The sequence below is a fragment of the Clavibacter davisi genome (assembly GCF_052751415.1).
Genome location: NZ_CP199882.1, coordinates 168,926 through 191,755, shown reverse-complemented (window position 1 = coordinate 191,755; position 22,830 = coordinate 168,926). Strand labels below are relative to the sequence as shown.

Here is a 22,830-nt window from a genome sequence, read left to right as displayed (position 1 = left end):
CAGGCGTGCGAACGTATCGCGTGCGCATCTTCCTCTCCGCCGTCCGGCTCGCTACGGCCGCGGCCGCCCTCGTCGGCGTCATCGCCCAGTACCACGTCAACTACGCCTACTGGATCAGCCTCGGCATCCCCGGCATCGCCGGGAAGTCGCTCGACTTCATGCTGTTCTTCACCACGGAGTCGAACCTGCTCGGCGTGGTGGTGCTCACCGTCGGCGGCCTGCGCCTGGCGCGCGGGAAGGTGGATGCGAGCGTCGCCTGGGCCACGCTGCGTCTGTCGTCCACCGTCTACCTGATCATCACGGGCATCGTGTGGAACCTGCTGCTGCGCGGCCAGCCCGGCCCGCCCGCCCTGCAGCTCGACTGGGCCAACCAGATCGTGCACGTGGCGGTGCCCATCGTCGTGCTGCTCGACTGGCTCATCGCGCCCGACCGCACCCGCCTCGGCGGCGGCGCCATCGGCCGCCTCATCATCTTCCCGCTCGTCTGGATCGGGGTCACGCTCGGCCGCGGCCCCTTCACCGGCGACCAGGTCACCGGCAGCTCCACCTACTACCCGTACGGGTTCCTCGACCCGTCCTCCTCGCCCAGCGGCTACCTCTCGGTCGGCGAGTACGTGGTGGGGCTCACCGTCGCGCTCTGCGTCATCTCCGGGCTGCTCATCGCCGTGACGCGCGTGCGTCCGCCGGTCGGCGGCGCGACCTCCTCGCTGCGCACCCGCGGTGCCTGACCTCCTCGTCGAGCGCTACCTCGCGGCGCTGGAGCACGCGGACGTCCCGGCGGCGCTCGCTCTCTTCTCCCCGGACGGCGTCGTGCACTCCCCGCTGTACGGGATCCTGCCGGCAGCCCGGTTCTATCCGGCCCTCTTCGCCGACACCGGCGCAGCCCGCCTCCACCTCCGCCGGGTGATGCGCTCCGATGACGAGGGCACGCCCACCGTCGCGTTCTGGTTCGACTTCGACTGGGTCCTCGCGAGCGGTGAGCCCGCCCCCTTCTCGGTGGTGGACGTGGCGGAGCTCGACGCGGAGGGGCGCATCGCCCGGCTGCACATCGTCTACGACACGGCTCCCCTCCGCGCGGCGTTCGACCGCCAGCGCGCACGGGCCGCTGGCGACGCCCGCGGGGCCTGACCCCGGGCTACGCTGAGGCGCATCCCGCCCGCACGCGACCGCGCGCGACCGCCGACCGCGAGGAGCCGCCATCCCGACCATGCGAGAGGTCGCCGCACGCGCGGGGGTCTCGATCGCCACGGTCTCGTTCGTCGTCAACGGCACCAAGGCCGTGTCCGACCAGACGCGGCGGGCCGTCACCGAGGCGATGCAGGAGCTCGGCTACCGCAACAACGTCGTGGCCCGCGCGCTCGCCAGCAAGCGCACCCGGATCATCGCGCTGCTGTTCCCCGCCGACGTGCAGCGCCTCAGCCGCATCGCCCTCGAGATCTTCATGAGCGCGGCCACGCGTGCCTCCGAGCTGGGCTACCACCTGGTGCTCTGGCCGACGGGCACGTCGCCGGACGACGTGTCCGACCTCGTCTCCGGGCGCCTCGTCGACGGCGTCATCGTGATGGAGGTGCGCATGGACGACGCGCGCATCGCCGACCTCAGCGCGCTCGACGTGCCCTTCGTCTCGATCGGGCGCACGGCCGACACCCGCGACCTGCCGTTCGTCGACATGGACTTCGAGCGCACCGTCGCCGAGGGCATCGACCACCTCGAGGGCCTCGGGCACCGGCGCTTCGGGCTGATGGTGGAGGACCTCGAGGGCGGGCCCCTCCGCGGGTACGGCCCGACGACGCGCACCGAGCGGGCGTTCCGGGCGGAGTGCGCGTCGCGCGGGCGCGCCGCCGCGGTCGTGCGCTGCCCGCCCACGCCGGTCGGCGGGCGGGCCGCGGCGGGCGAGCTGCTGGCGGCGGATCCGGGCCTCACCGCGGTCCTGATCCTCAACGACCAGGCGGCGCGCGGCCTCATCTCGGGGCTCGACGCGGCCGGGCGGCGCGTGCCGGACGACGTGTCGATCCTGTCGCTCGCGTCGTCGACCGAGGTGGGCGCGCTCGTCGAGCCCGCCCTCAGCACCATGGACGCGCCGGGTCCCGAGCTCGGCCGCCTCGCCGTCGAGATGCTGCTCGCGCGCCTCGACGGCACCGCCGCCGACCTGCCGCACGCGCTGCTGCCGTGCCGGCTGCACGTGGCGGCGTCGACGGGGCCGGCGCCCGCGGCCTGACGCCCCCGGCGCGGCGACCCGACGCGGCGACCGCCTCGTCCTCCGGGGACCCCTGCGTAGATTCGACAGCACCCGCATGGCGCTCGATGGAGGCGAGATGCGCGCCTACCGTCACCGCATCACCACCACCGCCGGCCTCGTGGCAGGAGGCATGGCGCTGACGTCGTCGACATCGGCCGACACGACGAGAGAGGAAGAGCGAACCCGTGAGAGACCTCGCACGATGGCTGCATCCGCTCCTGCTCGGAGGCGCGTGGGGGAGCCTCTGGGCCGCCGTGACCGCATGGCGTGACGGCCCGGACGACGCGGCCCCGTTCCTCCTGGGAGCGGCGGTCGTCGCGGGGGCCCTCGCGGTACCCGCGCTCGCTGTCGCGTCACGGCCGCTGGTGTCGTACTTCTTCGGCTCATCCCGGCGGACCTTCACCGTCGTCCTGCTCCTCGTCCTGAGCGTCGGAGGACCGCGCCTGATCCTCTCGGGCGAGGTCGTGGTCGATGGCCTGATCCTCGGGGCCGTCTCCGTCGTGCTCGCGGCCGTCGCCGCGTCCGCCGCGCAGCGCGCGCTGAGCCGTCGGACGCCCGACTCGACGGACGGCCTCGACGGCGCGTGATGATCATGCGGAGCCCCCGCGCCGGTGGCCCCGCTGCCACGGGCACCCGGGGGCCCGCTCCGGGACGGACCACGTCGGCCGCCACGCGCACGCGGCGGCCGACCGGCGCGGATCAGCCCGCGGACGGAGTCGCGCGGTGCACCCGCGCCGCCGTGACGAGCGCGTCGAGCAGCACGAAGCCGACCAGCGGGATCCCGACGAGCGGCAGGAACAGGCCCACGCCGAGCCCGACGGCGACCACCGCCGCGATGCCCCACCACGGCGCCCGGACGAGCGCGCCCGCGGGCGCCGGGCGGCCGGGTCGCGCGACGCCGGGACGGCGCTTCCACCACATCAGGTAGCCGAACACCACCATGGCCGCGATGCCGAGCGCCGTCACCGCGAGGAGGATCTGGTTCGGGAGCCCGAACATCGTCCCCTGGTGCGTGTCGACGCCCCAGCGCGCGAGCTTCGCGGGGAACGGGTAGTCGGCGAAGTCGGTGCGGCCGACCACCTGGAGGGTGCTGCCGTCGACGGCCACCTGGTCGACCTGCGTGGGGAACGAGCGCTGGATCTCGCTCACGGTCCACGCCGTCCCCGCGGCTGACGGGGGCTTGATCTCCACGAGCCCGGTGTCGACGTTGACGCCCCGCGCGACGCGGAGCACGTCGTCGAAGGTCGCCGGATCGACGGGTGCGGTCGTCGTGGGCGCAGCGCCGCCGTGGTGGCCGGCGTGCGGATCCGCCGCCGCTCCCCCGCTCGCGCCCGCGCCCGCGCCGACGGCCGTCGGCAGGGTGGGCGCCTGCCAGCTGAGCGCGGCGCGGAGGTCGGTCACGTTCTGGCCGGCGAACTGCGACCACGTGATCCCGGTCGCCGACAGGAACAGCGCCCCCACGACCAGCCAGACGCCCGTCGAGGCGTGCCAGGAGAGGATCCGCCGGTAGCCCGTCGCACGGCGGTCGGGCCGCACGAGGTCCCGGCGGCGCGGCGACCGGCGCCAGCGCGCGACCCACAGGCCGAGGCCCGCGAGGGTGACGATGCCGAGCCAGCTCGCGGCCAGCTCGCTGTAGAGCCGGCCCGCGTCGCCCAGGCCGAGGGTGCGGTGGATGTCGCTGATCGCGGAGCGCAGGGGGAGCGCGCCGCTGGTGCCGTAGACCGGGAGATCGCCGCGGACGGACGCGTCGGCCGGGTCGACGAAGATCGCCCGGCTCTCGCTCGCGCGGAGGCCCTCGCCCGTGAACATCACGCGCGTCGTGTCGCCGGGGCCGGGCGCGGGGCGCACGGCGGTGAGGGTGCCGGATCCGCCGACCACCGCCTCCGCGGCCTCGACCTGCGCGGCCAGCGGCACCGTCGTGCCGGTGACGGGGGCGCGGAGCTCGTGCGCGTAGACGACCCGCTCGATCGACGGCGACAGCGCGTAGGCGGCGCCGCTCAGGGCCGCGGTGAGGATGAACGGACCGACGAGGATCCCCGCCAGGAAGTGCAGCCGGAGCAGCAGCGGGAGGAACCAGCCGCGCGGCGGGCGGGTGATGACGGGGGCCGGGGCGTCCGCGGCCGCGGCGTCCGCCCGGTCGTCGACGGCGGTCATCGCCGCGCGCCCTGCTGCGGGCGGCGCATGCCGATGGTGAGGAGCATCACCGCGACGACGCCCACGACGAGCGCGCCGAGGCCGAGCAGACGCGCGACCGGGTCGACCGGGGCGGCGGCGGGCGTGGCCGCGGCGGCCGCGGATGCGCCGGTCGCCGTGCCCGCCGCCGTGCCGGTCGCCCCCGTCAGCGTGATCGCCGGCGCCGGGTGGTCGGGCTCGACGCCCGCGGCGGGGAGGTCCGCCCAGTCGGTGGATCCCTGGACGCACGTCTGCAGCGTCGGGAACGCGACCACGTCCCCGGCCGCGCCGCCCACGGGGAGCAGCGCCTCGATCTGCACGGTCGCGCGCAGGGCGTCGGGCAGAGGCTGGTCGGCCGTGTAGGTGACGGTCGTGCCGTCCGCCGCCTCCTGCTCGGCGACGGACCAGCCGGGCATCAGGGTCGGCTTCACGGCCTGCACGTCGGCGGGGACGCGGATCGCGAGGGCGGTCGTGGCGGATCCCTCGCAGCCGTGCCCGACCGCGAAGGTCAGGACGCTGAGGGCGGCCGGGGCGGTGGAGGAGGCGTCGAGCTCGACGTGCGCGGACGCGGCGAGCGGCGCCGACAGGGCGAGACCGAGGCCGAGAGCGGCGCCGGCGACGACGAGCCCCCGGCGGGGACGTCCCGGCGGGCGGGCGGAGGCGGGCAGGCGGGTGGTGCGGGGCATGGTGGTCCTTCGGTGGGGCACGGGCGTGGCCGTGCGGATCCGGGCGTGCGGGATCGTGCGGGAGCGCGCGGCACCGCGGCGGCGACCGGCGGCGCACGAGGCGCGGGCGGTCGTCGGCGGGAGCGCGGCGCGGACCGCGCCCGGGATCCTCGAGGGACGCGGCGGGCGCGGGTCAGGCGGCGAGCAGGCCGAGCGGCGGACCGCGACGGCCGCGGATCCGCGCGGAGAGCAGGGAGACGAGGCGCGCCGGGCGCACGTCGGCGGCCAGGCGGCCGGGGCGCGGCGCGACCGCGGGCTCGGCGAGCGCGGCGGCCACGGCGACGGCCGCTGCGACCAGCGCGCCGACGGCCCCGGAGATCGCGCCGCGCACGCGCACGGCGAGCGCCCGGACGACGCGGCGGACGGCGTCGGCTCCGGCGCGCAGCGAGCACACGCTGATGAGGCCGGCGATCACGTGGGCGAGCAGCATCGCGCCGTCGTGGTCGGCGGGCATCGCCATGGCGCCCGGGTCGGCGAGCGCGCGTGCGGCCTCGGCGGCGGCGAGCGCGTGGCCGTGCCCGACGCCAGCGAGCGACGCGGCGGATCCGCCGGCCATGCCCCCGCCCGCGCCCATGCCGGAGCCGCCGAACGTGAAGGCCGCGTGCAGCACGCCCTGGGTGGCGCCGACGGCGAGCGCGAGGTGCGCGAGCGTCACGCGACGGCCGCCGAGCGCGAAGCAGAGGACGACGCCCGCGACGAGCGCGAGGCCGAGGACGAGCGGATGCGGGACCCCGCCACCCGCGGCCGCGTGCGCGGTCGCCGTGACGAGCGTGCAGACCAGCGCGGACAGCGCGGCGCGCCGCATCCGCTCCTGCCGTGCCTGCACCCGTCCGCCTCCCGGTCGTCCCGACCAGGGTACGCGAGCGCCGCCGCGCCCCCGGGCCCACAGAGCCGGAGGCACGTCGCCGTCCGTCAGCCGAGGGCTCCGTCGGCGGTGACCCGCTCCGGCAGGGTGTCGCCCCCGTCGTCGTCGAGCCGCAGGAACGCCGCCGGCTGCGTCGGCTCCTCCGCGGCGTCCGTGTCGGCCTGGGCGTGGGCCGCGGCCGGGTCGGGAGCGCCGAAGAGCCCCGCCGATCCGCCCGTCACGAAGGACTGGGACGCCGCCTCGCCCGGCAGGCGCGACGGCCGCAGGTAGAGGAGGTACGTGGATCCCGCCTGCATCATCGCCGCAGGGCCGGGCTGCGCGGCCGTGCCGATCTGCCGCACGTCGACCGTCCCTCCGGCCGCGAGGCCGTCGGCCGCCTTCGCGACCGTCGCGACCCGGACGGTCGAGACGGTGGCCGGCGCTCTGGGCCCGAGGTCGGTCACCACGCGCTGCGCGACGACGGTGCCCGTGACGATCTCGACGCTGTCGCCCGCGAGCGCGGCGAGCGAGCCGTAGTGGGTGTGGCGCGATCCGTGGGTGTGCGATCCCGGTCCCGCCGGCATCGACGTGCCGTCGCCCATGGGCATCGACGAGCCGTCGCCCATCTGCATCGACATGCCGTCGCCCGCCGGCGCGGCGGCGGGGCCAGGCACCGTGCCCGCACTGCAGCCGGTGAGCAGGAGCGCGCTCGCCCCGAGCGCGAGGGAGGCGAGGGCGGCGAGGTGGAGGGTGCTCGTGCGTGCGTTCATCTGCGTGCCCATCAGTAGAGGAAGTCGATCCCGGCGACCTCGTCGTCGGTGAGGCCGGTGACCCCGTCGGCGTAGGCGTCGGAGGGGATGGGGTACATGACGCGGTCGAGGTCCGTCACGTGCGCGAGCCCCAGCACGTGCCCCGACTCGTGCTCCCACACCACCTTGAGCCGCTCCCGCGGCAGGGAGTCGTCGAGGTACTGGCTGTTAAGGTGCATGTCCGCCGAGGTCGTGTGCATGGCGCCGTCGTAGCGCCAGTGCGCGTAGCCCTCGTAGCCGTCGTCGCCGGCGTCGATGACCTGAGCGGTCCACGGCGAGCCGATCGCGTCCTCGGTGCCCACCTTCGCGTCGGTGAGCGCGGTGTACTCGGCCGCCGCGTCGGTGAGGGCGTCGTGGAACCCTCCCGTCGGCACCGCGGACGTGTCGATGGTCAGCCGGTCCGTGGGCCAGTGCGGGCCCTCCCGGTTGAAGGCCTGGGCGGGCGCCGCGACGGCGAGCGCGGCCAGAGCGGCGAGGCCCGTCATCGCGAGGAGGCGGACGCCACCGCGTCGGCGCGTGCGCCGTGCGGCGGGGTTCGCCGAACCGTCGCGGATCATCGCGTGGTCCCGAGGGTGCCGCCGACGACCGGCAGGGCGAGCGAGCTGTGCGCGAGGTCCACCGTCGACCCGGCCGTGACGACCCGCGAGCGGTGCTGGCCCGCGATCGAGCGGCGGCCGTCGTTGTAGACGATCATCCCGAGCCGGTGTCCGGCGGGGACGACGTGGTCGATGGGCAGCAGATCCCACGCGAGGTCGATCGTCTGCCCGGCGGCCACCGGCGTGTAGGCCTGGAGGGACTGGTGGTGCGCCGTGTTCCCGATGCCGCGCGTGAAGACGAAGCTGTCGGTGGTGCGCGTGAACAGGGCCTCGTCGTAGTACGACGAGCCGTCGGCCGGGGTCGCCTGGCCCCACGTGGCGCTGGTCGTCAGGACCATCGAGCCGTCCTTCACGGAGGTGTCCACGTACGTCTGCGGGCCGTAGTCGACCAGGGCGGCGGAGACGTCGGTGTCGCCGGCCCCCGGCGTCACCCGCACCGAGATCCGCGGCGTGCCCGAGATCCGCACGTCGTGGTCGAGGACGGGGGTGGTGAAGACGAGGCGATCGGCGCCCGCGGTCGGCTCGGCGGCGCCCTCCGTCAGGTCCGTCGGCCGGTCGTCCGCGAGGCGGCCCGCGGCGAAGGACGCGGATCCGGCCGCGGGCGTCGGCGCCATGCCGAGCGCGCCGAGCGCGCCGAGACCGGCCGTGACGGCGCCGGGGTGCAGCGTCGTGACGGCGCTCCCGGCGACGGGCCAGGTCGCGCTCTCCTGCCAGGTGGTGGGGGTCATCTGGATCCGCACGGGCGGCTCCCCGGTGATCCCGTTGTCCACCCCGAGGAGCGCGTGGTCGTACCAGCGCAGCAGCGTGTCCGCCCAGGCCGGCCGTTCGAACGTGAAGGGGTCGAGATGCCCGCCGATGTGCAGCCAGAGCTTCGAGGTGACGCCCGCCCGCTGCAGCGCCTGCCAGTGCGCGGCCAGCTCGTTGGTGCGGACATTCATGTCGTTCTGGCCCTGCACGATGAACTCGCTGACGCCGTTGCGGGCGATCTGGTCGACCTTCCTGGTGTAGTCGCGGGCCTGCCAGAACGCGTTGTCCGTGCGCCCCTGGGGATCCGACTGCGCGTGCATGGCGTCGAACGACGGCTGGCACGTCTTCCGCTTGGCGGCCTGGTGGTCGCGCAGCGACTGCGGGAGGGTCGGGGCCTCGGTGCCCGCCGGCTCGGGCTCGGTCAGCCACTTCGAGAACTCGGCCGTGCCGCCTCCCACGTCGATGCCGTTCGGGCGGGTGTCGTAGGCGCTCGTGCCGCCCTCGATGGGGACCACCGTCTTCAGCCCCGGCACCTGGGCCGAGGTCGCGATGGCGTGCGCGATGCCGCCGTCGTAGGACATCCCGCTCACCGCGCTGAGGCCGGAGCTCCATCCGGAGCCGACGGGGACGGCGCGGTCGAGGTCGCGGTACGCGACCGAGCCGGCCTCGTGGTGCAGCCAGCGGATGACCGCGGCCACGGACTCGACGTCGTGGGGGCCGACATCGTCGACGCAGCCCTCCGAGAAGTTCGTGCCCGCGACGTCGAGCGAGAGGATGGCGTAGCCGCGGGGCACGAAGTAGTTGTTCTCCCAGCCCGGCATGACCGCGAGGTCGCTCGTGGCGCGGTGCTCGGGATCCACGTAGGGCTTGACCCCCGGGTAGCCCGGCGTGCCGAAGTACCCGGACGCTTTGATGATGCTCGGGACGGTGACCGCCGCGGGCGTGCTCGGGCGCTGGATGTCGACGCGGATGAGGTCCTTCCGGCCGTCGCCGTCGGAGTCCATGTCGGACTGCACGTAGACGTGCTCGAGGATCGCGTCGGCGAGGGTGTAGACCTCGGCGCTGCGGCCGTCCGCTCCCAGCACGTGGCCCGCCGCGATGCCGCCGGTGGCGGCTTCCGCGGAGGGCGCCGCGGCGGGTGCGACGGAGGACAGGGCGGCGGTCGCCACGGCGAGGGCGCCGAGGGCGGCCCGCACGCGGGACGGTCTCATGGATCGGATGCGGTGCATGGGGCGTGTCTCCCGACGCGGGCTCACGCGGGCGCAGCGGAGCACGCCGGTGCGCACGCGCGCGGGCGCATGTGCCGTACCGGGAGGAGGAGCGTCGTGATCCGTCAGCGCCGCCGACAGGACGCGGCGGGCGAGGTGCTGTCACGGTAACGACGGGCGGGGGCGGCCGTGCGGCGTCTTCACAGCCACCGCACGTCTCCGCGGCGGCCCGCGGCGGCCGGCGGGCCTATCGCTCGGCGGGATCCACCTGCACCCACGCGCTGCCGTCGGCCGAGCTGCGCTCCACGGCGTCGAGCACGCGCTGCACGCGGAGCCCGTCGGCGAACGACGGCTGCGGCTCGCGGCCCGCGGCGATGTCGTGCACGAGGTCGCGCACCTGGTGGGTGAACGCGTGCTCGTAGCCGAGGCCGTGGCCGGTGGGCCACCAGGCGGCCGTGTAGGGGTGCTCGGGCTCGGTGACGAGGATCCGCCGGAAGCCCAGCTTGTCGGCGGGCGCGGTCGCGTCGTACAGCTCGATCTCGTTGAGGCGCTCGAGGTCGAAGGAGATGGCGCCGCCGGATCCGCTGAACTCCAGACGCAGCGCGTTCTTACGGCCGGTGGCCATGCGGGTCGCCTCGAAGCTGGCGAGCGCGCCGCCCGCGAGCTTGCCGGTGAAGTACGCCGCGTCGTCGACCGTCACCCGCCCGCGCTCGCTGGAGGCGACGCCGCCGAGGCCGCGCGTCTCGGCGAGCAGCGGGCGCTCCTCGACGAACGTGCGGAGCAGGCCGCTGACCGCGTCGAGCCGGTCGCCCGTGATGAACTGCACCGCGTCGACGATGTGCGCGCCGATGTCGCCGAGCGCGCCGGATCCGGCCGCCTCCTTGTCGAGGCGCCAGGTCATGGGGCCCTCGGCGTCGGTCAGCCAGTCCTGCAGGTAGAGCGCGCGCACCTGGCGGAGCTCGCCGATGGCGCCCTGGGCGACGAGGTCGCGGGCGAAGGTGATGGCGGGCACGCGGCGGTAGCTGAAGCCGACCATCGCGCGGATCCCCCGGGCCGCGGCCTTCTCGGCGGCCGCGGCCATGATCTCGGCCTCCTCCACCGTGTTGGCGAGCGGCTTCTCGCACAGCACGTGCTTGCCCGCCTCGAGCGCGGCGACCGCGACCTCGACGTGCGTGCTGCCGGGCGAGCAGATGTCGACGACGTCGATGTCGTCGCGCTCGATCGCGGCCCGCCAGTCGGTCTCCGCGCGCTCCCAGCCCCAGCGGTCCGCGGACTCCTGCGTGCGGGCCTGGTCGCGGCCGACGACGGACACCATGCGCGGCGCGAGCGGCAGGTCGAAGAACGCGGGGGCGACGCGCCAGGCCTGCGAGTGGGCGGCGCCCATGAAGCCGTGGCCGATCATCGCGACGCCGAGGGCGCCTCCGCTCTCCGTGGGCGTCGCGGCGGGCTGCGTGTCGGACATGGGACTCCTTCGTCTCATTCGGGGGTGGATCGGCGTGCGGGCGGATCCGCGTGCGGGGATTGGTTGCGGCTCGCGTCAAATGTACGGGGAGGCCGCGGGGCGGGACAAGGCGGTGCCGGCGTCAGCCCGCGGGCGCCAGCACCAGGTCGTCCCCGGAGGCGGCGAGCAGCACGATGCGGTCGTGACCCGCACGTCGTCCCGTCACCACGGGAAGGTCGAGGAGCGCGAGCGGCGCGACGGGATCGTGGCCCGCGTCGGTCAGCCGCTGGGCGAGCTCGCGCAGCGGGAGCCGGCGCGTCGGCTCGGCGGCGAGCGCCTGCACGACGACGAGCTCGATCGGATCCAGCTCCAGCGGCACGCCCGCGAGCCACGCCTCGCCTGTCGCGGGATCCAGCACGAGGTCGCCGACGGTGACCAGCGCGGGCGCGAGGCCGCGGCGGCGGAACAGGTCGCGCACGGTGCCGACCACCTCCTCGAGGCCGAACGGCTTCGTCACGTAGTCGTCGGCGCCCGCTCCGAACGCGGCCAGCCGGTCCTCGAGCGAGTCGCGGCCGGTGAGGAAGACCACGGGGGTCGCGACGCCCGCGCGGCGCAGCTCGGCGACGACCTCCACGCCCGAGACGTCGGGCAGCATCATGTCGAGGAGCATCGCGTCGGGCGCGTCCTCGACCGCCGCGGCGATCGCCGCGCGTCCCGACCCGAAGACGCGCACGTCCCAGCCCTCCATCCCCAGCGCGAGCGACAGCAGCTGCGTGATGGGCGCCTCCTCGTCGACCACGGCGACGCGGAGCGCGCGGGGCGCGGTGGCCGCGACGGATGCGGTGGATGCCGCCGGTGCCGCGGCGTCCGCTCCCGCCCGGGCTCCGGGGACGGCCCGCCCGTCGTCATGGGAGGCGGGGAGCGCGGTGCCGGTCATGGGGATCCTCTCGTCGCGCCGGGATGCCGCCGCCGACCCGGGGGACGGATCGGCGGCGGGGGCTCCTGGCGGAGCCGCGGCGGGGGAGCCGCTCCCCCATCCTCGCGATCGGCGGACGCGCGGGCATCCGCCCCGGGGAGGATCACGGGTGGTCCCCACGGGGTGCACGGCCGGGGCATCGGGGATCGCGAGGAGGCGCACGGCGCGTCCGGAGGTGCGCGGGCCGGGGCGCGCAGGCGGGAGCGACGGCGGCCGCCCTACCGGCCCGGCCCGCGGATCCGCGAGACTGATCCGCACGCCGACCTCACGGATCACCCCGCCCCGGCGTCTACCCGGTGTGGAGATGATGCAGCCGTTCGACAGGGTCGTGACCGAGCACGGCGCCGTGGTGCTCCGCGTGTGCCGGGCCGTGCTCGGCGGGCACGCGGACGCCGAGGACGCGTGGTCGGAGACGTTCCTGTCGGCGCTCGTCGCGTATCCGCGGCTCGGGCCGCGCGCCGACGTGCGGGCGTGGCTCGTGACCATCGCGCACCGCAAGGCCCTCGACGCGATCCGCGCCCGCGGCCGCCGCGCGCTCCCCGTCGACGAGGTGCCCGAGCGGATCTCCGACCTGGGCGTGCCCGGATCCGGCGACCCCGACCTCTGGCACGCCGTCGCCCGGCTGCCCGAGCGGCAGCGGCTCGCGGTCGCCTACCGGCACCTCGGCGGGCTGCCGTACGCGGAGGTCGCCGCGATCGTCGGCGGCACCCCCGAGGCCGCGCGGCGGGCGGCGTCGGACGGGGTGGCGAGCCTGCGGCGGACGATGGCCGACGATCCGCGCGGCGCCGCATCCGCCCGCGTCGGCGCCGCGGACCCACCCGACCCCGCCGAGGCACCCGCACCCGGCCCGGCCGCCCCATCCGACCCGGCACCCGCACCCGCCGCCGCACCCACCCGAGGAGGACGACCGTGACCGACCCCGACGACCGCGCATCCGACGACGCCGCCTTCCTCGCCGCCGACGCGCTCGACCGCGCGGATCCCGTCGCCCCCACCCTCGCCGCCCTCCGCCTCCGCCTCGCCGACGCGGCCGAGCAGGCGGACGCCCTCGACGTCGGCTTCACGACGATCGACTCCCCCGTCGGCCCGCTCCTCCTCGCCGCCACCGACCGCGGCCTGATCCGCGTCGCCTACTCCCGCGAGGACCACGACACCGTGCTCGGCGACCTCGCGCGGCGGCTCGGCCCGCGGATCCTGCGCGCCCCGAAGCGACTCGACCAGGCCGCCCGCGAGCTCGACGAGTACTTCGCCGGCCGCCGCCGCACCTTCGACCTCCCGCTCGACCGCCGCCTGTCGATGGGCTTCCGCGACCGGGTGCAGCGGCTGCTCCCGGACATCCCGTACGGGTCCACCCGCACCTACCGCGAGGTCGCCGAGACCGCCGGCAGCCCGGCCGCCACGCGCGCGGTCGGCACGGCGTGCTCGACGAACCCGCTGCCCGTCGTGATCCCCTGCCACCGCGTCCTCCGCTCCGACGGCACGCTCGGCGGCTACATCGGTGGTCTCACGGCGAAGACGACGCTCCTGGAGCTGGAGGGGCGCGGCTGACCCGTCGGCCGCGTCCCCCGGGAGGCGGACGCGGTCGGGCGCCCGGCCGCCTAGCGTCGAGGACATGAGCGGATCGGACACACCCGGCGGCCCCGCGGCCCCGCCGGACGACGACGACGCGACGAACCCGAACATCGCGCTCGGCATCGTGTTCACGATGCTCGGTCTCGGCCTCGTGCTGGCCCTCGAGGACACGCGCGTCGCCGGCCTGCCGTTCCTGGTCCTCGGGATCACCTTCTTCGTGATGGGGATCCGCCCGCGGAAGAGCGGAACCGCGGCTCCGGCGGAGGTGCCGACGGACCCGGACTCGCCCGCTCCCGGAGAAGACGCCCGCTGACGCACGCCCTTCCGCCCGACAGCCCGGATCCCACCCGACAGCGCGGAGCCCGCCCGCCGTAGATTGGGAGGAACGGATGGGGGAGCACATGGCCGGACGTCGCAGGGCCCTGATCGTCGGCGCGGGGGTGGCGGGCATGTCCGCCGCGATCCGCCTGGAGGAGGCCGGCTGGGAGCCGGTGATCGTGGAGCGGAAGCCGTCGCGGCGGATGGCCGGCTACATGGTCGGGATGTTCGCCGAGGGGGTCGTCGCGGCCGAGCGGCTGGGCGTGCGGGACGACATCGGATCCCGCGACCGGCCCGACCGCGTCACGCTCCAGCTCGACGCCGACGGCACGCGCCGCCCCGGCCCCGGCCTCGCCGACCAGCCCGGCGCCCCCGAGGCCGTGCTCCGCAGCGACATCGAGGCCGCGCTGTGGAAGCGCATGGGCGACCGCATCGAGGTGCGCTTCGGCCTCGAGCCCGTGGGCGTCGACCAGGACGCCGACGCCGCCCACGTCACCCTGCGCACCGTCGCCACCGGCGCGACGCACCGCGAGTCGTTCGACCTCGTCGTCGGCGCCGACGGCGTGCGCTCGGCCGTGCGCACGCTCGTGCTGGATCCCGAGGGCCGTTCCGTGAAGCCCATGCCCGCCGTGGTCTGCGCGTTCCAGGCGCGCGGGCAGATGCCCGGGTTCGCCGAGCACGAGAGCGTCATCGTCTCCGAGCCCCGCCGCGCGATGTGGGTCTTCGCGCTCGCCGGCACCACGCCCACCGTGATGATGAGCTACCGCACTCGCAAGGCCGGGAAGGAGCTCCGGGGATCCGCCGCCGACGCCATGCGCCGCGCGTTCACGGGCCTGTCCGCGGGCGGCGTCGTCGAGGACGCGCTCCGCGAGCTCGATGCGGCCGAGGTCACCCTGTTCGACTCGGTGGAGCAGATCCGCCTGCCGTCCTGGCACCGCGGACGCGTCGTCGTCATCGGCGACGCCGCCTGGTGCCTCACGCTCTTCTCGGGCATGGGCGCGACGTCCGGGCTCCTCGGCGGCGCCGCGCTCGGCGACGCGCTGGCCGCGCATCCGGACGACATCGAGGCCGCCCTCACCGCGTTCGAGGCGGAGATGCGGCCGTTCGTGGTGAAGCACCAGCGCACGGCGGCGATCAAGTCGCAGCTGTTCGTGCCGTCGGGGCGCATCACCTGGTGGATCCGCCGCCGCCTTCTCGCGTCGAAGCGGTTCCGCGTGATGGGCGTCGGCGCCCCGCGCGAGCCGAAGGGGAAGGCCGCGGTCGCGCCCGCCCCGGCCGCGTCTGCCGCCCCTGCCGCGCCGGAGAAGGAGACCGCGACCGCCGCCTGATCCGGTCAGCCGGCGTCGTACCCCGTCGACCGGCTCTCCGCGGCCCACGCGTCGATGTCGGCGCGCAGGTCGTCGAGCGCGCCCGTCACGATCTCCACCGCGTCCGCCCCGAGCAGGAGGTAGTAGGGAGCGCGTCCCGAGGCGACGGCGTCGACGAGCACGCGCGCACCCGCGGCCGGGTCGCCGGGCTGCGTGCCGTCGGTGGTGTCGTTCTCCTTGCGGCGCTTGCCGGCGGTCTCGGCGTAGTCGTCGATCACGGTGGACGACTGCGTGAGCGAGCGGCCGGAGAAGTCGGTGCGGAAGGATCCGGGCGCCACGACCGTCGCGACGATGCCGAGCGGCGCGAGCTCGGTGCGCAGCGCCATGGTCATCTGCTCGATCGCGGCCTTGACGGCGCCGTAGTAGCCGGATCCTGCGCCCGTGCGGGCGGCGCCGATCGACGACAGGTTCACGATGGTGCCGCTGCGGCGCTCGCGCATGCCGGGCAGCACCGCCTTGATCATGCGGACGCTGCCGTGGAAGTGGGTGTCGAACAGGCGCGCGACGTCCTCGTCGTCGCCCTCCTCGACGGCCGCGCGGTAGCCGTAGCCCGCGTTGTTGACGAGCACGTCGACGCCGCCGAAGCGGGCGGTCGCCTCATCGACCGCGAGCGAGACCTGCGCCGGATCCGTGACGTCGAGGTCGAGCGCGAGGGCGTGCTCGGGGAAGCGGTCGGCGAGGTCCTGCACGTTCGCGGCGTCGCGGGCCGTGACGACGACGTCCTCCCCGCGCGACAGCGCCTCCTCCGCGAACGCGCGCCCGAGTCCGGTGGAGCATCCCGTGATCAGCCAGGTCGTCATGCGCGTTCCTCTTCCTCGTGGATGCGGGTGGGCGGCGGCCGGTGCGGCGCGCCCCTCGTCGAGGCTAGGCGCATCGGGCGGCGGCGGTCGGCGCCGGAACGACGACGAGCCAGAGGCGCGATCATGGACAACAAGTCGGGCAACATCATCACCGTCACGAAGGGATAGCAGAGTGAAGATCACCTACGACGCCGAGGCCGACGCGGCCTACATCCAGGTCGTCTCCGCCATCGGGCCGGGCCAGGCCGCTGAGCAGATCCACTCGATCGCCACTCCCGGCGACAAGGGCGAGATCAGCTTGGACTTCGACTCGGACGGTCGGCTCCTCGGTGTCGAAGTGCTCCACGCGGGAGACGTCCTCCCCGCAGAGGTGCTGGCTGCCGCCGAGAGCCCCACGGACGCGTAGACCGCTGTCTGACGTGCGCGTCCCGTCGGTGACGATGGGGCGCGCTCGTCTTCGCCTTCCATCCGCATCGCTCGCGGGTGGATGCGCCGCCTCTCACCGCGGCAGGGCGCACGGGGCGCCTTCCCACTCCCCGGCCGCCGGTGCGGCGGCGACCGGTCTACTGTCGGGACGGATGAGCGACGACGCCCGACACCCGGATCCCGATCCCGGCCCCGAGCCGCGCACCTCGTGGACCTCCCGCCGCGGACCGCTCCTCACCGTCGCCCTCATCGTCGGCATCTCGCCGTTCGCGACCGACCTCTACATCCCGGGCCTCCCGGCCATCGCGACCGACCTCGACGCGTCGACCGCCTCGGTGCAGCTGACGCTGACCGCCTTCCTCGTCGCGTTCGCCGTCGGCCAGCTGGTGATCGGGCCGATCAGCGACGGCGTGGGCCGCCGCCGCATCCTCCTCGCCGGGACCGCGCTCTTCACCCTCGCCAGCGTCGTCTGCGCGATCGCGCCCGACGTGGGGATCCTGATCCTGGCGCGCGTCGTGCAGGGCCTCGGCGGTGCCGCCGCCGCGGTCTCGGCCCGCGCCATGGTCGGCGACGCCTCCACCGGCACCCTCCGCAGCCGCCTCTTCGCGACGCTCGCGGTCGTCAACTCCGTCGGCCCGGTCGTCGCCCCGCTCGTCGGCGGGCTCGTGCTGTCGTTCTCGTCCTGGCGCGCCGCGTTCGTCGTGCTGGCCGCGCTGGGCCTGGCCCTCACGCTCGCTGCCGCCCGCCTGCTGCCCGAGACCCTCGTCCGCACCGGCGCCGGCGGCACGTCGCCCCGCGCCGTCCTCGGCCGCATGGCGGAGCTGCTGCGGATCCCCCGCTTCCGCTGGTACCTCGTCACCGGCTGCACCGCGACCATCGGGTTCTTCTCCTACATCGCCACCTCCTCCTTCGTGTTCCAGGAGCAGTACGGCTTCGGCGAGGGCCTCTACACGCTGGTGTTCGCGTCCAACGCGTCCTGCATGATCGCCTCGACGCTCATGTTCCGCCGCCTCATCGGGCGCTTCGACGAGGACCGCCTCTTCACGATCGGCCTCGCCACCTGCGCGATCGGTTCCACCCTCGTGCTCGTCGGCGCGGTCAGCGGCGCGGGCCCGGCGCTGGTCTGGCCGGCCCTCGCCCTCGTCACCGCGGGCTGGGGGTGGGTGATCCCGGGATCCATCACCCTCACGCAGGCGCTCGGCCACCGGCACCCCGGCACGGCCTCCGCGCTCGTCGGCGGCCTGCAATTCGGCCTCGGGGGCCTGGCGACGCCGCTCGCGGGCGCCCTCGGCGGCACCGCGACCGCCATGGGATCGCTGATGTGCGGCTTCATCGTCGTCGGGCTCGCCGCGCAGCTCTGGGCCTCGCGAGCACACACGGGAGGCTGACGGCGGTCAGCGGATGCGCGCTGGTCGGATGCGAACCGGGCGCGGTCCCGTGCCGCCGCATCCCGCTCCGCCCGCCCAGGACCATCCGCCCAGCACCCGCGCACCTGACCGCACCCTGCACGCGCACCCCGCTCCCGCCCGGAGGTGGCACCATGGGCGACGATGCTGCCGGGCCCGACCGTCGCATCCGCGAGACGGGGCCCCGGCGCCGCCTCAGGAGGATCACCGGTGCGCTGCCCGATCAACGGCTGCCCGACGTCGACACCCCGAACCGCCCCCGCCGGAGACCGGTCGTGAGCGGCCCGAAGCTGCTGCGCGCGCCCGAGCAGCGGCGGGCCCGCGCCGGGATCACCGCCTGGCTCCTCGACGGCCTGCCCGGCGCATCCGGCGCGCACCCCGGTCCGCACGCCGAGACCGTGGGGAAGACGCACTCGTGGTGGCGCGTCATGTGCCTCACCGGCGTCGACTACTTCTCCACGCTCGGCTACCAGCCCGCCATCGCGGCCGTCGCGGCGGGCCTGCTGTCGCCGCTCGCGACGCTCGTCCTCATCCTCCTGACGCTGCTCGGCGCGCTGCCCGTCTACCGGCGGGTGGCGCGCGAGAGCCCGCGCGGCGAGGGATCCATCGCCATGCTCGAGCGCCTCCTCCCCTGGTGGGGCGGGAAGCTGTTCGTGCTCGTGCTGCTCGGGTTCGCGGCGACGGACTTCCTCATCACCATCACGCTGTCGGCGGCGGACGCGACCGCGCACGCGGTCGAGAACCCGTTCGCGCCGTCGTGGTTCGCGGGCAACGAGGTGCTCCTGACGCTCGTGCTCATCGCGGCGCTCGCCTTCGTGTTCCTCCGCGGGTTCCGGGAGGCGATCTCCATCGCGGTCGTGCTCGTGGGCGTCTTCCTCGCCCTCAACGCGGTCGTGATCGTCGTCTCCCTCTTCCACGTCGCCGGCAACCTCCAGGTCATCGACGACTGGTGGCTCGCGCTCACGGCGCAGCACGGCAACCCGCTCGTGATGGTGGGCATCGCGCTCATCGTCTTCCCGAAGCTCGCGCTCGGCCTCTCCGGCTTCGAGACGGGCGTGGCGGTGATGCCGCAGGTGCGCGGCGAGGACGACGCCGACGGGGTGCCGCGCACGCGGATCCACGGCACGAAGCGGCTGCTCGCGACGGCGGCGCTCATCATGAGCGCGTTCCTCATCACGTCGAGCTTCGTGACCACGCTCCTGATCCCGCAGGCCGAGTTCCAGCCGGGCGGCAAGGCCAGCGGCCGGGCGCTCGCGTACCTGGCGCACCAGTTCCTCGGCGACGGCTTCGGCACGCTCTACGACATCAGCACGATCTGCATCCTCTGGTTCGCGGGCGCCTCCGCGATGGCCGGGCTCCTCAACATCGTGCCGCGCTACCTACCGCGCTACGGCATGGCGCCGCACTGGGCCGCGGCCGTGCGCCCGCTCGTGCTGGTCTTCACGGCCATCGCGGTGATCGTGACCCTCGTGTTCCAGGCGGACGTGGACGCGCAGGCGGGCGCCTACGCGACCGGCGTGCTCGTGCTCATCACCTCGGCCTCGGTCGCGGTGACGCTCTCGGCGCGCAAGGCCGGGCAGCGCAAGCGCATGGTCGGCTTCGCGGCCATCGCGACGGTGTTCGCATACACGACCGTGGTGAACGTGATCGAGCGGCCGGACGGCGTGCGGATCGCCGCGCTGTTCATCCTCGGGATCCTCGTGGTCTCGATCGTGAGCCGCGTGCAGCGCTCCTTCCAGCTGCGGGCGACCTCGCTCACGATGGACGAGCAGGCGCGCGCCTTCGTCACGGAGGACGCGGAGGACTACGGCGCGGTGAGCATCATCGCCCACGAGCCGGACGAGCCCGACGAGGCGCTGACGGAGGCCGAGCAGGTCGCCGAGTACCGCCGGAAGGCGAGCGACGAGCGGCGCGACAGCGGGATCCCGGCGCGAGCGCCCGTGATCTTCCTCGAGGTGACCCCGGGCGACTCGTCGGAGTTCGAGGAGGACCTCGTGGTGCGCGGCATCGTCCGCTGCGGCTTCCGCGTGCTCCAGGTCACGAGCGGCAACGTCCCCAACACCATCGCCGCCGTGCTCCTCGCCGTCCGCGACCTCACCGGAGTGAAGCCCGGCGTCTACTTCGAGTGGACCGAGGGATCCCCCGTCGGCAACCTCCTCCGCTTCCTCGTGACGGGCACGGGCGAGGTCGCCCCGGTCACGCGCGAGGTGCTGCGGCGGGCGGAGCCGGTGCGGTCGCGCCGGCCGGACGTGCACGTGAGCTGAGGCGGCGGCGCGCCGGCCGAATGGCGGTGATGTCGAGCAACAACTCCGACGTCTCGTGCCGTGGGCAGCTGTTGGACGAGCGCGAGCGCGTAGTTAGTCGTACGTCAAGGTCCCCTAGATGCCCATAGCCACCACGAAACGTCTCGGTCGCGTCGTGAAGCCCGTCATCACGGGGATCGGGTGGTGCGCTCCCCTCCGCGATCTGGAGCAACCCCTTGCGTCACTTGACGCGGGCGACCAAGGTCGATTCCCAAGAGCCTGCTGACGACCACGAAGGAGCGCACATGACCTGGCACCATCGACTCCGTCCAGACGCGATGACCGGAGCGTGCCTCATCGGGCTCCTCGCGCTCACGGGATGCACCAGCGGCCCGACCGGCGAAGAGGGAGACCCGAGCTCGGCGTCGACGCTCGCCCCTGCGGTCCCGGAAGCGACGCCGAGTGATGCGGAGCAGTTCTCCTCGCTCGAAGCATCCGTGAACCGCAAGTTCTCCTCGTGGGAGCACGCCGGGGACTTCACAGGCAGCGCGGCCGAGCTGGCGGAGGTGCCTCGAACTGATACGGCTGCGGCCACCATCGAGCCGGGTAGCGGGAGCGTCGTTGACGTGACGCTGCCTGCTTCGAGCGATCCGGCGGCGAAGAAGGTCGTCATGACCGTCACGTGCACAGGGAGCGAGAACTACTGGATCAACGTCGCGCAGCCCAACCCCAACCGCGTGGGGACCACATGCGGTACGGAAGGCAGAGGCATCTACGGCGTCCCCCTCGACGATCCGACCGCCCCGACGAAGCTCGAGATCACGATCCCCGATGGCAGCCGTTTCTGGCTGTCGACCTACTACACGAGGGAATAAGAAGCATCGTGACCATGACACGCACATCCCTCGTTGCACGAAGCGCTTCCACCGTAGGCATCGCCGCTCTTCTCCTCCTCTCCGGAGGTACCGCAGCGCAGGCGGTCGGCGCTGGCACGAACTCCGAGTGCTCAGGAGATGGGCCCGACATCGCCGTCTCCAACGTCTCCGATACGTACGTACCCGGCAACCTGCGGATCTATGGCGACAGCGGCGCGGTCCTCTCTATCGAATCGGGCCAGTCATCCGAGGTGCATGCGGATGTCAGCGTGTCCGGCACGGTGACCGCCGACGCTGTCGTGGCATCGGCGAGCGTGACCGCGGGGGTGACGCTGGGCGTTGCGCAGACCATCACCCAGAGCGCCTCCGCGTCCTACACGGTCCCGGAAGGGCTGAACGGGCAGTACATCGAGCTCGGCTCCGCCGGCAAGGCCTTCTCGTGGACGGCGACCACATACAACCGGGCATGCGTGGTGACCGACACCCAGGGCGGGAACAGCGTCGCGCCGACAGCCAACGCGTACGTGACCAAGAGCTGGTGACGACCGGCAGGCGAGCCGCCGTCTCAGAGAGAGACGCCATCCTCCGCGCTCGGCAGGCGGGCGGGCTGCCGGGCCGAGACCGATGCGATGCCTCAGTCGCCACCGGCCGGCCTCTCGTCATGTTCGCCTGATCGATGACGAAGAGTGCCGCTCCCGATGCACCAGACCATCACTCGAGCCGCGCCTGCGGACGAGGGACCCCGGGCGACTCGTCGGAGTTCGAGGAGGACCTCGTGGTGCGCGGCATCGTCCGCTGCGGCTTCCGCGTGCTCCAGGTCACGAGCGGCAACGTCCCCAACACGATCGCGGCCGTGCTCCTCGCCGTCCGCGACCTCACCGGAGTGAAGCCCGGCGTCTACTTCGAGTGGACGGAGGGGTCCCCCGTCGGCAACCTCCTCCGCTTCCTCGTGACGGGCACGGGCGAGGTCGCCCCGGTGACCCGCGAGGTGCTGCGGCGTGCGGAGCCGGTGCGGGCGCGGCGGCCGGACGTGCACGTGAGCTGACGCGGCGACGGGCCGGTCAGGCGCGCGGCGGCTCCTGCGCGGAGCGGAGGCGCGCGGCCAGGACGCCGGCCGCCGCGCGCAGCTCCTCCGGCGCGACGACCGTGATCGGGGCGTCGAAGCGGGCCACGGCGGCGAGGACCCCGGTCCACGACCACGAGCCGACGGTGATCCGCGTCGACGTCGCCGACACCTCCTCCATCTCGCCGTCGCCGATCCACAGGGCGACCTCGCGGGCGGGCAGCTCGACGAGCAGCTCACCGGTGCAGGGCCAGCGGTCCTCCGCCGCGGATCCCTTCGCCCGGGCCGCGAGGAACGTGCGCGCCTCCGTCGCGGGCAGCTCCCGCGGCGCGAAGCGCGGGCCGGTGGGCGTGCGCGGCAGCATCCGGTCGAGCCGGAAGGTGCGCCAGTCGTCGCGGTCGAGGTCCCACGCCACGAGGTACCACCGCGAGCGCCGGGCGACGATCGCGTGCGGCTCGACGCGCCGGGGCGGCCCCGCCTCCTCGCCGACGCGGTCGAAGCGCAGGGTCAGCCGGTCGCGGACCGCGGCGCTCGCGGCCTCCAGCACCACCGGATCCGCCCGTGGCTCAGCGCCCGGCCCCGGCTCCGGCTCCGCGCCCGTGAAGCGGATGCCGTCGATCCGGTGCCGCAGCCGCGACGGCATCACCTGCCGCACGGTCGCGAGGGCGCGCTCCGCGGCCTCGTCGACGTCGACGCCCATCGCGGGCACCGACTGGAGCGCGACGGCGATCGCCACGGCCTGCTCATCGTCGAACAGCAGCGGCGGCAGCTCCGACCCGGCGGCCAGCCGGTAGCCGCCGTCCGGCCCCTTCACCGAGCGGATCTCGTACCCGAGCTCGCGGAGGCGCTCGACGTCGCGGCGGACGGTGCGCGGCGTGACCTCGAGGCGCTCGGCGAGGATCCGCCCCGGCCAGTCGCGCCGGGTCTGCAGCAGCGACAGGAGGGACAGCATCCGCGACGAGCTCCCGATCATGGATCCAGTCTCGCGGGAGTGGAGGACCGC

The 22,830-nt window shown here is 74.6% G+C and carries 23 protein-coding genes and 1 pseudogene; 14 read left to right on the top strand and 10 right to left on the bottom strand.

Annotated elements, in window-relative coordinates:
* The first annotated feature begins 20 nt into the window (after nt 1-20).
* From ACU4ZT_RS01010 to ACU4ZT_RS00995, 4 genes are all read left to right on the top strand, one after another.
* Nucleotides 21-728 (top strand): Pr6Pr family membrane protein, encoded by a 708-nt coding sequence (locus ACU4ZT_RS01010; protein WP_254654566.1) that lies wholly within the window; start codon nt 21-23, stop codon nt 726-728.
* Entirely contained in the window at nt 721-1,128 is a 408-nt protein-coding gene (locus tag ACU4ZT_RS01005; RefSeq protein ID WP_063072307.1) for a nuclear transport factor 2 family protein, read from the top strand. Before ACU4ZT_RS01010 ends, ACU4ZT_RS01005 begins: the two co-directional genes overlap by 8 nt.
* Nucleotides 1,129-1,207: 79 nt before the next feature.
* Nucleotides 1,208-2,218, top strand: a complete 1,011-nt coding sequence (locus ACU4ZT_RS01000) for a LacI family DNA-binding transcriptional regulator (RefSeq protein WP_445337631.1) — start codon at nt 1,208-1,210, stop codon at nt 2,216-2,218.
* Between the two features lie 206 nt (nt 2,219-2,424).
* Entirely contained in the window at nt 2,425-2,826 is a 402-nt protein-coding gene (locus ACU4ZT_RS00995) for a hypothetical protein (RefSeq protein WP_270981952.1), read from the top strand.
* Between the two features lie 112 nt (nt 2,827-2,938).
* Here ACU4ZT_RS00995 and ACU4ZT_RS00990 read toward each other — a convergent pair whose 3' ends face one another.
* The 8 genes from ACU4ZT_RS00990 to ACU4ZT_RS00955 form a co-directional block, all read right to left on the bottom strand.
* A complete protein-coding gene (locus ACU4ZT_RS00990; protein ID WP_445337630.1) occupies nt 2,939-4,393 on the bottom strand; it encodes a PepSY-associated TM helix domain-containing protein in 1,455 nt (484 codons plus the stop codon).
* Nucleotides 4,390-5,097: a YcnI family protein gene (locus ACU4ZT_RS00985; protein ID WP_063072303.1), complete on the bottom strand. Its 708-nt coding sequence runs from the start codon at nt 5,095-5,097 to the stop codon at nt 4,390-4,392. Before ACU4ZT_RS00985 ends, ACU4ZT_RS00990 begins: the two co-directional genes overlap by 4 nt.
* 172 nt (nt 5,098-5,269) lie before the next feature.
* Nucleotides 5,270-5,962: a hypothetical protein gene (locus tag ACU4ZT_RS00980; protein ID WP_270981954.1), complete on the bottom strand. Its 693-nt coding sequence runs from the start codon at nt 5,960-5,962 to the stop codon at nt 5,270-5,272.
* A gap of 86 nt (nt 5,963-6,048) precedes the next feature.
* Nucleotides 6,049-6,750, bottom strand: a complete 702-nt coding sequence (locus ACU4ZT_RS00975; protein ID WP_445337629.1) for a hypothetical protein — start codon at nt 6,748-6,750, stop codon at nt 6,049-6,051.
* Between the two features lie 11 nt (nt 6,751-6,761).
* Entirely contained in the window at nt 6,762-7,346 is a 585-nt protein-coding gene (locus tag ACU4ZT_RS00970; protein ID WP_445337628.1) for a matrixin family metalloprotease, read from the bottom strand.
* A complete protein-coding gene (locus ACU4ZT_RS00965; protein WP_445337627.1) occupies nt 7,343-9,343 on the bottom strand; it encodes a CocE/NonD family hydrolase in 2,001 nt (666 codons plus the stop codon). Before ACU4ZT_RS00965 ends, ACU4ZT_RS00970 begins: the two co-directional genes overlap by 4 nt.
* A gap of 244 nt (nt 9,344-9,587) precedes the next feature.
* Nucleotides 9,588-10,802, bottom strand: coding sequence for a Gfo/Idh/MocA family protein (locus ACU4ZT_RS00960; protein ID WP_445337626.1), 1,215 nt, complete (start codon nt 10,800-10,802; stop codon nt 9,588-9,590).
* A gap of 121 nt (nt 10,803-10,923) precedes the next feature.
* Nucleotides 10,924-11,718, bottom strand: coding sequence for a response regulator transcription factor (locus ACU4ZT_RS00955; RefSeq protein WP_063071308.1), 795 nt, complete (start codon nt 11,716-11,718; stop codon nt 10,924-10,926).
* Between the two features lie 343 nt (nt 11,719-12,061).
* Between ACU4ZT_RS00955 and ACU4ZT_RS00950 the strand changes: the two genes are divergently transcribed.
* The 4 genes from ACU4ZT_RS00950 (at nt 12,062) to ACU4ZT_RS00935 (ending at nt 14,975) form a co-directional block, all read left to right on the top strand.
* Entirely contained in the window at nt 12,062-12,670 is a 609-nt protein-coding gene (locus ACU4ZT_RS00950; RefSeq protein WP_445337625.1) for an RNA polymerase sigma factor, read from the top strand.
* Nucleotides 12,667-13,305 (top strand): methylated-DNA--[protein]-cysteine S-methyltransferase, encoded by a 639-nt coding sequence (locus tag ACU4ZT_RS00945; protein ID WP_445337624.1) that lies wholly within the window; start codon nt 12,667-12,669, stop codon nt 13,303-13,305. The genes ACU4ZT_RS00950 and ACU4ZT_RS00945 overlap by 4 nt, the downstream gene beginning before the upstream one ends.
* A 64-nt stretch (nt 13,306-13,369) precedes the next feature.
* Entirely contained in the window at nt 13,370-13,642 is a 273-nt protein-coding gene (locus tag ACU4ZT_RS00940; RefSeq protein ID WP_414763545.1) for a hypothetical protein, read from the top strand.
* Nucleotides 13,643-13,730: 88 nt separating this feature from the next.
* On the top strand, nt 13,731-14,975 hold the full coding sequence (locus ACU4ZT_RS00935; RefSeq protein WP_445337623.1) for an FAD-dependent monooxygenase: 1,245 nt from the start codon (nt 13,731-13,733) through the stop codon (nt 14,973-14,975).
* A gap of 5 nt (nt 14,976-14,980) precedes the next feature.
* Here ACU4ZT_RS00935 and ACU4ZT_RS00930 read toward each other — a convergent pair whose 3' ends face one another.
* On the bottom strand, nt 14,981-15,814 hold the full coding sequence (locus ACU4ZT_RS00930) for an oxidoreductase (protein WP_445337622.1): 834 nt from the start codon (nt 15,812-15,814) through the stop codon (nt 14,981-14,983).
* 172 nt (nt 15,815-15,986) lie between these two features.
* Between ACU4ZT_RS00930 and ACU4ZT_RS00925 the strand changes: the two genes are divergently transcribed.
* The 6 genes and pseudogenes from ACU4ZT_RS00925 to ACU4ZT_RS00900 all read left to right on the top strand — a co-directional run.
* Entirely contained in the window at nt 15,987-16,220 is a 234-nt protein-coding gene (locus ACU4ZT_RS00925; RefSeq protein ID WP_270980808.1) for a DUF2283 domain-containing protein, read from the top strand.
* A 172-nt stretch (nt 16,221-16,392) separates the two neighbouring features.
* A complete protein-coding gene (locus tag ACU4ZT_RS00920; protein ID WP_445337621.1) occupies nt 16,393-17,628 on the top strand; it encodes a multidrug effflux MFS transporter in 1,236 nt (411 codons plus the stop codon).
* 293 nt (nt 17,629-17,921) lie between these two features.
* A complete protein-coding gene (locus tag ACU4ZT_RS00915) occupies nt 17,922-19,910 on the top strand; it encodes an APC family permease (RefSeq protein WP_445337620.1) in 1,989 nt (662 codons plus the stop codon).
* 284 nt (nt 19,911-20,194) lie between these two features.
* Nucleotides 20,195-20,764, top strand: a complete 570-nt coding sequence (locus tag ACU4ZT_RS00910) for a hypothetical protein (RefSeq protein WP_415318003.1) — start codon at nt 20,195-20,197, stop codon at nt 20,762-20,764.
* A gap of 14 nt (nt 20,765-20,778) precedes the next feature.
* Nucleotides 20,779-21,306 carry a hypothetical protein gene (locus ACU4ZT_RS00905; protein WP_445337619.1) on the top strand — a complete coding sequence of 176 codons (528 nt, stop codon included), beginning with the start codon at nt 20,779-20,781 and terminating at the stop codon, nt 21,304-21,306.
* A gap of 200 nt (nt 21,307-21,506) precedes the next feature.
* A pseudogene (locus ACU4ZT_RS00900) lies at nt 21,507-21,809 on the top strand (amino acid transporter); the annotation flags it as partial.
* Between the two features lie 16 nt (nt 21,810-21,825).
* Here ACU4ZT_RS00900 and ACU4ZT_RS00895 read toward each other — a convergent pair.
* Nucleotides 21,826-22,800: a helix-turn-helix transcriptional regulator gene (locus ACU4ZT_RS00895; RefSeq protein WP_445337618.1), complete on the bottom strand. Its 975-nt coding sequence runs from the start codon at nt 22,798-22,800 to the stop codon at nt 21,826-21,828.
* Between the last annotated feature and the right edge of the window lie 30 nt (nt 22,801-22,830).

Bases quoted from the DNA above. Each gene is read 5' to 3' on its own strand.
- ACU4ZT_RS00920 (WP_445337621.1), top strand. From the start codon at position 16,393: ATGAGCGACGACGCCCGACACCCGGATCCCGATCCCGGCCCCGAGCCG.
- ACU4ZT_RS00930 (WP_445337622.1), bottom strand. From the start codon at position 15,814: ATGACGACCTGGCTGATCACGGGATGCTCCACCGGACTCGGGCGCGCG.
- ACU4ZT_RS00990 (WP_445337630.1), bottom strand. From the start codon at position 4,393: ATGACCGCCGTCGACGACCGGGCGGACGCCGCGGCCGCGGACGCCCCG.
- ACU4ZT_RS00960 (WP_445337626.1), bottom strand. From the start codon at position 10,802: ATGTCCGACACGCAGCCCGCCGCGACGCCCACGGAGAGCGGAGGCGCC.
- ACU4ZT_RS00970 (WP_445337628.1), bottom strand. From the start codon at position 7,346: ATGATCCGCGACGGTTCGGCGAACCCCGCCGCACGGCGCACGCGCCGA.
- ACU4ZT_RS00950 (WP_445337625.1), top strand. From the start codon at position 12,062: ATGATGCAGCCGTTCGACAGGGTCGTGACCGAGCACGGCGCCGTGGTG.
- ACU4ZT_RS00985 (WP_063072303.1), bottom strand. From the start codon at position 5,097: ATGCCCCGCACCACCCGCCTGCCCGCCTCCGCCCGCCCGCCGGGACGT.
- ACU4ZT_RS01000 (WP_445337631.1), top strand. From the start codon at position 1,208: ATGCGAGAGGTCGCCGCACGCGCGGGGGTCTCGATCGCCACGGTCTCG.
- ACU4ZT_RS00905 (WP_445337619.1), top strand. From the start codon at position 20,779: ATGACACGCACATCCCTCGTTGCACGAAGCGCTTCCACCGTAGGCATC.
- ACU4ZT_RS00935 (WP_445337623.1), top strand. From the start codon at position 13,731: ATGGCCGGACGTCGCAGGGCCCTGATCGTCGGCGCGGGGGTGGCGGGC.
- ACU4ZT_RS00910 (WP_415318003.1), top strand. From the start codon at position 20,195: ATGACCTGGCACCATCGACTCCGTCCAGACGCGATGACCGGAGCGTGC.
- ACU4ZT_RS00940 (WP_414763545.1), top strand. From the start codon at position 13,370: ATGAGCGGATCGGACACACCCGGCGGCCCCGCGGCCCCGCCGGACGAC.
- ACU4ZT_RS00965 (WP_445337627.1), bottom strand. From the start codon at position 9,343: ATGAGACCGTCCCGCGTGCGGGCCGCCCTCGGCGCCCTCGCCGTGGCG.
- ACU4ZT_RS00895 (WP_445337618.1), bottom strand. From the start codon at position 22,800: ATGATCGGGAGCTCGTCGCGGATGCTGTCCCTCCTGTCGCTGCTGCAG.
- ACU4ZT_RS00955 (WP_063071308.1), bottom strand. From the start codon at position 11,718: ATGACCGGCACCGCGCTCCCCGCCTCCCATGACGACGGGCGGGCCGTC.
- ACU4ZT_RS00975 (WP_445337629.1), bottom strand. From the start codon at position 6,750: ATGAACGCACGCACGAGCACCCTCCACCTCGCCGCCCTCGCCTCCCTC.